The 6,063-nt window shown below is 64.1% G+C and carries 8 protein-coding genes and 1 pseudogene; all 9 read left to right on the top strand.

All coding sequences use genetic code 11. The features are described 5' to 3' along the window. Positions 1-46: 46 nt before the first annotated feature. A complete protein-coding gene (locus WAW85_RS04305; protein ID WP_422558409.1) occupies positions 47-1,132 on the top strand; it encodes a substrate-binding periplasmic protein in 1,086 nt (361 codons plus the stop codon). Then, on the top strand, positions 1,129-2,499 hold the full coding sequence (locus tag WAW85_RS04300; RefSeq protein WP_422558408.1) for a hypothetical protein: 1,371 nt from the start codon (positions 1,129-1,131) through the stop codon (positions 2,497-2,499). The genes WAW85_RS04305 and WAW85_RS04300 overlap by 4 nt, the downstream gene beginning before the upstream one ends. Further along, positions 2,496-3,404: an EamA family transporter gene (locus WAW85_RS04295; RefSeq protein WP_422558407.1), complete on the top strand. Its 909-nt coding sequence runs from the start codon at positions 2,496-2,498 to the stop codon at positions 3,402-3,404. The genes WAW85_RS04300 and WAW85_RS04295 overlap by 4 nt, the downstream gene beginning before the upstream one ends. Before the next feature lie 7 nt (positions 3,405-3,411). Beyond that, a complete protein-coding gene (gene rsmD, locus WAW85_RS04290; protein WP_422558406.1) occupies positions 3,412-3,786 on the top strand; it encodes a 16S rRNA (guanine(966)-N(2))-methyltransferase RsmD in 375 nt (124 codons plus the stop codon). Between the two features lie 30 nt (positions 3,787-3,816). Continuing rightward, the gene (locus WAW85_RS04285; RefSeq protein WP_422558405.1) at positions 3,817-3,963 is read left to right on the top strand and encodes a hypothetical protein; all 147 of its coding nucleotides are present in this window, start codon (positions 3,817-3,819) and stop codon (positions 3,961-3,963) included. A 25-nt stretch (positions 3,964-3,988) separates the two neighbouring features. Continuing rightward, positions 3,989-4,477 (top strand): pantetheine-phosphate adenylyltransferase, encoded by a 489-nt coding sequence (gene coaD, locus WAW85_RS04280; protein WP_422558404.1) that lies wholly within the window; start codon positions 3,989-3,991, stop codon positions 4,475-4,477. 101 nt (positions 4,478-4,578) lie between these two features. Next, positions 4,579-5,334 (top strand): DivIVA domain-containing protein, encoded by a 756-nt coding sequence (locus tag WAW85_RS04275; protein ID WP_422558411.1) that lies wholly within the window; start codon positions 4,579-4,581, stop codon positions 5,332-5,334. 78 nt (positions 5,335-5,412) lie between these two features. After that, positions 5,413-5,952: a YceD family protein gene (locus WAW85_RS04270; protein WP_422558410.1), complete on the top strand. Its 540-nt coding sequence runs from the start codon at positions 5,413-5,415 to the stop codon at positions 5,950-5,952. Further along, a pseudogene (locus WAW85_RS04265) lies at positions 5,946-6,063 on the top strand (ribonuclease III); the annotation flags it as partial. The gene WAW85_RS04270 and the pseudogene WAW85_RS04265, both read left to right, overlap by 7 nt.

The following is a 6,063-nucleotide window of genomic DNA, read 5'->3' as shown; positions in this document are numbered from 1 at the left end:
GGCCGGGGCGGTGCGCATAAGTCCATGATTCCACGGCCTGGGTAGCATGACCGACGTGGACAAGACAGGGCAGGCGTGGCGGCAGTTTGTACCGCTCGCGCTCGTGGCAGTGCTCCTGATCGCGAGCGTCGCCGCAGTCTGGCGGGTGTTGCGGAATGATCCCATGGCACCGCCTCGGGTGGTGAAGATCGCAACGGGATCATGGAAGCCGTTTGTCGACCCGTCCGATCTCAACGGCGGACCGGTCACCGAGATGGTGGCCGCCGCGTTGCGAAAGGCCGGCTTAGCGCCGGTGTTCGATTACGGTATTTGGGACGATGTTCCGACGCGCGTCGAGCGCGATCAGGTCTTCGCCGGTTTTCCGTTGATCGAAACTGCGGCGCGCGCAGAGTACCGATTCAGCGTCCCGATCGTCAAGTTCCGTTACGTGACTTTTGTACGGGCCTCGACGCGGTCCGAAGTCGCCGCCGGCCGCGATTTGACCAGCCTGACCTGGGGGCGGATCAACGGCTATGGCTATAGCCAAGGGGTCAGTGAGATTATGGACTCGGCGAGCAGAGTGCGGGAGTTCGCCAGTGGGCCGGACGCGATGCGGGCCCTGGTCGAGGGTGAAGTGGACGCGGTCTCGGAAAGCGAGTCGGCCGGATCCGCGGCGTTGGCCGAACTTGACGACGTCGATACCTTCTCGGTGGTCACCCTGCCGGTGAGCCACGCTACTCAGAACTGTTTGACGCCTGGGGCGTCCGCGGGCGTCCGCGCGGCGACCGACTCGTGTGAAGGCCTTCGCTTGATGTATTCGGCATCGGCTGATCAGAAGGCGATCGATGCGATCGACGGGGCCCTGACCAGTCTGGCGGTGAGCAGCGAGTTTGGCGTGGCACGGGCGGCAACCGAGAATCCGCCGGTGGACTACGGCACGCTCGACTCGCCCGACGGTGGTGCCGTGAGCGTTGTCGATGGGGACGGCAGGGCTTCCCCCACACCCTCGGGAACGCCAATTCTGGTGACGAACTGGAGGTCCGAGATGATCGCCGGTCGCGAACTGTTTCGTGTCAAGATCCTCGGCGGCCCTCTCCGTGGGGCGCTGCGGTTCACTGAACTCGCCAGCATTCGGCTTGGCGAGGGCTCATGAAGCTGACTGTGATCAGTACGCTCGCGACCGGGTACTCCGAACCACGAGGCCTGCGTTACTCGGATCCCATCGGTTACCGCGCCCGGTGGGGCAAGGTCGCCGCTCGGGTCGGTGGATTTGTCCCGATGAATGGGGATCCGCTACGGCCGGCGCTGACCATGAAGTACCCGCGCTCGGAGGTTTCCGTCGATCGGCCACCGGAGATGGTCGAGGCGATGGGCGGTACTCGGCTCGAACCGAAGGTGCCGGTCTCAGATGTGCGACTCGGGGAGATGCCCTATAACTCGCTGGTCGTCGAGATCCCCGTCCACTTCGTCGAACTGCCCGAGCACTTGTCCGCGGCGGGAGTCCTGGCGATTGACGCCGAAATTGTCCTGTGCGAGCACACCGTAGGAGTACTGCGCATCGACTACGAGTGGCCGGGAGACGCAGTCGGGCGGCCCGAGGATTTCGAGTCGGCCACCACCACCTTGATTGGCGACGTTGCCGCACCGTTAGCCAAGCGAGTCCTAGAGGTGGTCCGGACCAAGGTGCTACCGGTGGCGCAGGAAGAAGGGATCCTGTACGCAGACGAGACGATCGCTCCGGAACTACTTTGGTCATCGCGCGTGCTTGTCGTCGACAAGGATGCGAGCCCGACGATGAGGAGCTTTCTCCGAGGCTGGTTGAGCGACGACCTGGCTACCGATTCCGAGATCGATGCGCTACTGGAGCCTGCGGATCGGCTGGATGCGATTGTCCGCTGGCTGAAGCCGGTCTATACCAGGGCTAGCGAGAGCCGTGTCGATTCGCTAATGTACTGCCACTATCTCTATTCAGCGCTCGAGTTCCACGACGATCGGCTGCTCCAGATCCTCGGTGCTGCGGATTCAGCGGACTCGATGAGGCAGCTCCGTGAGCTCCGCGGAAAACTGGAGGAGGCGGCTGAACGTGCCCAGATAGTGCTGTTTGAGCATGCGCGTGCTTCACGCTACTTCCTGCGGCCTGATCGGATAGAGGTGGAGAACATCCTTGCCGACTGGCACGTCGACAAGTATCTCGTCGAGCCGGTAGTTGCGAAATCGGAACAGGTCCAAAAGAAGCTCCAAAGTCTCGGTGAGGTGAGGGCCGAGCGGTCCACGCTGGGGACAGATGTGATTTTGTTGTTTATTGGAGTGACGTCGATTCTAGGTACCTTGCTCGCAGTCGCGGATACCGGACGTGTGGAGGCCACGGATCCGTCGATGGCTGATTACAGCCCTGGCGGCGAGTCCCTGACGGGCTGGCTTTCTGGACAGGCCACCGATGCGATCCTCATCAGTTCAATGTCGGCGTCTGTGATCCTGATCGTGCTGTTCATCTATCTGCGCAGTCGTTCACGGCGATGACTAGGTGGACCAGCTCGCGCAGTTCATTCGTATTCACGCTGTTCGTCGTAGGCGGCGTCTCGCAGTACCTCGGCTATGCCGTTGCAATTCGTGGCTTCGACCAGTTGGGGCCGATTGCAGCTGCCTGGTTTCGATCGTTGCTAACCGGGCTGGTGTTGCTTGTCGTTCTCCGGGTGTGGCGGCTACCGATTCTCCGTCAGCGGCGGTTTCTGTTGGCCTCATTGGGGTTCGGTCTACTGATGTGGTTGCTCAACATCGTGAACTTCTACGCGATGGCCGAGATCGACCTCGGGCTGGCGACTGGACTGGAGTTCCTCGGGCCGATCGTGCTGGCGGTCGCGCTTTCGCGCAGTCGCCGCAGCCTGGCACTTGCCCTGCTCTGCGCGGTGGCGATCGGACTGATGACGTATCCGTCGGGGACATCGAGTGTGAATACGGTCGGCGTGGTGTTGGCGCTCCTGTCCGGGGCATTGTGGGCCACCTACATTGTGGTTGCTGCGTATTTCGACTCAGTCCGTACAGCCCTCGCTGCGCTGGCCGTGGGGCTGGTGGTCGTTGCGCCGATGATGACATTGCTGGAACTGGCCGTCGGCGCGAACTCCGACACCGGGCTTGCCGCGCTGGAACTGGAATGGTCCACAGTGGGACGAGGTCTCGCAATCGCGCTGCTCGCAAGCGTGGTCCCGTACGCGATCGATGTCTACTGCATTGGCCGGGTGGGGCCACGTTTATATGCGCTGTTCCTCGGACTGCTGCCAGTCTTCGCGATTCTGGCAGGATTCTTTCTCCTCGACCAGCGCCTGTCGTTGGCGCAGGCCTGCGGGGTCGTGCTGATCGGGGTGGTTATCGCAGTAGTGCGCGGCGAGGTTGACGCGCCCCGCAGCCCGGAATCGACTCTGCGATGATGGGCGCATGCCCCGCATCATCGCCGGAGAATTCCGCGGCCGTCGACTCGCTGCGCCCGCCGACTCGACGCGCCCGACATCTGATCGCGTCCGAGAGGCCATCGCGTCCATGCTGGGTGCCCGGATGGACCTCACCGGCAGCAGTGTTCTCGATCTTTATGCCGGGACGGGTGCGCTGGCGCTGGAAGCGCTCTCGCGCGGAGCCGCTAGCGCGGTGCTGGTCGAGTCCGATCGTAAAGCTGCCGCCGTCGCCCGGGAGAACATCGCGGTCTGTGGAGCGGGTGCCACCGCGCGCGTCGTCAACCGAACGGTGGTGTCGTTTTTGTCCGGGCCGGGCCCGCGGTACGACCTCGTCTTTCTGGACCCGCCGTACGACGTGTAATCGGAGAACGTCGGGGCGGTACTGACCGCATTGGTTGACCATCTCGACGACGACGCCTGGGTGGTGCTCGAACGCGCCACGCGCAGCGATCCGGTGGACTGGCCGGACCGCCTGGCGCCGGTGGCCAGCAAGGTCTATGGCGATACCGCCATCACCCTGGCGCGGCCGCAAGAGTAGTCGCGATCGCAGTAGAGTTTGCCCTATGAGTGCTGCAGTCGTGCCCGGCTCGTTCGACCCGTTTACCCTGGGCCACCGGTTCGTGGTGGCCCAGGCGGCGGCGCGGTTCGCGCGGGTGATCGTCGCCGTCGTCGTCAATCCGAATAAGCAGGGCATGTTCACCCCGGCCGAGCGCATCGCCCTGATCGAGGCCGATTGCGCGGATCTGCCCAACGTCGAAGTGCGCAGCTGGACCGGACTGTTGGTGGATCTGGTGCGTGAGGAGGATGCCACCACGATCGTGAAGGGGCTGCGGTCGGAGACGGACTTTGCCTATGAAGCGCCGATGGCGCAGATGAATAGGGAACTGTCCGGGGCCGAGAGCTTCTTTATGCTGACCGATCCGCGGTATGCGCACGTGTCGAGCTCGCTGGTCAAAGAAGTCGCCAAGCTCGGTGGCGATGCGGCCCCGTACCTCTCGCCGACGATCTACCGGGCGCTGATGGACCGGATCGAGGGTGTGCGCTCGGTCTGAGTCGGCGACACGTCGCGACACGCAGCGTCAACCTCCCCAGTCACACGAACAACATTCGGCACAATGACCACTAGAACATCAGAATGCCGATAGGGGTTACCGTGTACCGCTGCTTTGAAGTACTGGACGACATGATGCACATGGTCGAGGAGGCTCGCAGTGTGCCGATGTCGGCGAACTGCGTCGTGCCGCGTGAAGCCATGCGCGAGCTGATTGAGGACCTGCGTAATGCGCTCCCGATGGAGGTCGACGACGCGCAGGACGTGCTCGACGAGCGCGACACCCTGATCGGCAACGCCCGCGAGAGTGCCGACACCATGCTCACCGATGCGCAGCAAAACTCCACGTCCACGGTGCAGCACGCGCGCGACGAGGCCGATCGCATCCTGGCCGAGGCCAAGGCGCGGGCCGACCGGATGGTCGACGAGGCCACCGCCCATGCCCACACGATCCAGCAGTCCGCGGGCGAGGAAGCCGAGCGGCTGGCGCACAACTCGCAGCGTGAATTTGAGGCCGTGACCGGGCGCGCTCGCGCCGAGGCCGCCCGCGCCGTCGAATCGGGCAACGCGAACTACAACAAGTCGGTCGCCGACGGTATCGCCGAGCAGCAGCGGCTGGTCTCGGAGGCCGAGGTCGTTGTGGCCGCCAAGTCCGAGGCCGAACGCCTCGTCGACGCCGCCTACGCCGAGTCCGATCGGCTGCGCGGTGAGTGCGATATCTACGTCGACGAGAAGCTCGCCGGCTTCGAGGAAGTCCTTACCGGCACCCTCCGATCGGTCAATCGCGGCCGTCAGCAGTTGCGGACGGGTGCGGCCATGCACGACTACGTCGAGTACCCGCACGAGATGGCGGGGTAAAATCGCGGTGTGAGCGCGATTGACAGCAATAGTCCCTATGTAATCGACGTCCGAAGCCTGCCTCGACGGCCAGGATCCATGATCGAGGTGCACCGGACCTTCGCGGCGCCCGAGCGGATCGGCGTCGAGATGGTCGGCATTCCGGTCGGCGGGGAAGTGACCGCTGATCTGCGGCTGGAGTCGGTCTCCGAGGGAGTGCTGGTGACCGGCACGGCCGCGGCGGACACCGAAGGCCAGTGCGGTCGTTGCCTGGAACCGATGAACGGTTCGGTGAACCTCTATCTCACCGAACTGTTCGCCTACCCGGACAGCGTTACCGAGCAGACCACCGATTCCGAAGACGTTGCCCGACTGATCGACGACTTCGTCGACCTGGAGCAGGTGATCATCGACGCGGTCGGCACCGATCTTCCGCTCACCCCGGTGTGCAGCGCCGACTGCCCCGGCCTGTGCGTCGAGTGCGGGATCCGCCTGGCCGACGCCGAACCCGACCACCGGCACGACATCATCGACCCGCGGTGGGCAGCCCTCATGGACCGCGTCTCCGACGATCAGGCGACCGACGATCAGGTGACCGACGATCAGGTGACCGATGATCAGGTGGAGCCGCGATCGTGAGCTCGGCAGATCGGACGGTCCTGACGGCGGCGCTGGGCGTCGAACTGAACGATGAGTTGCTGACGCTGGCCTTGACCCACCGGTCGTACGCATATGAGAAGGGTGGCCTGC

Origin of the sequence: Gordonia sp. (in: high G+C Gram-positive bacteria) (genome assembly GCF_049299075.1) — a bacterium.
In the GTDB taxonomy this organism is placed as follows: Bacteria; Actinomycetota; Actinomycetes; order Mycobacteriales; family Mycobacteriaceae; genus Gordonia.
Note: the sequence above shows the minus strand (reverse complement) of the source record. Positions and strands in the feature narration are given on the sequence as shown.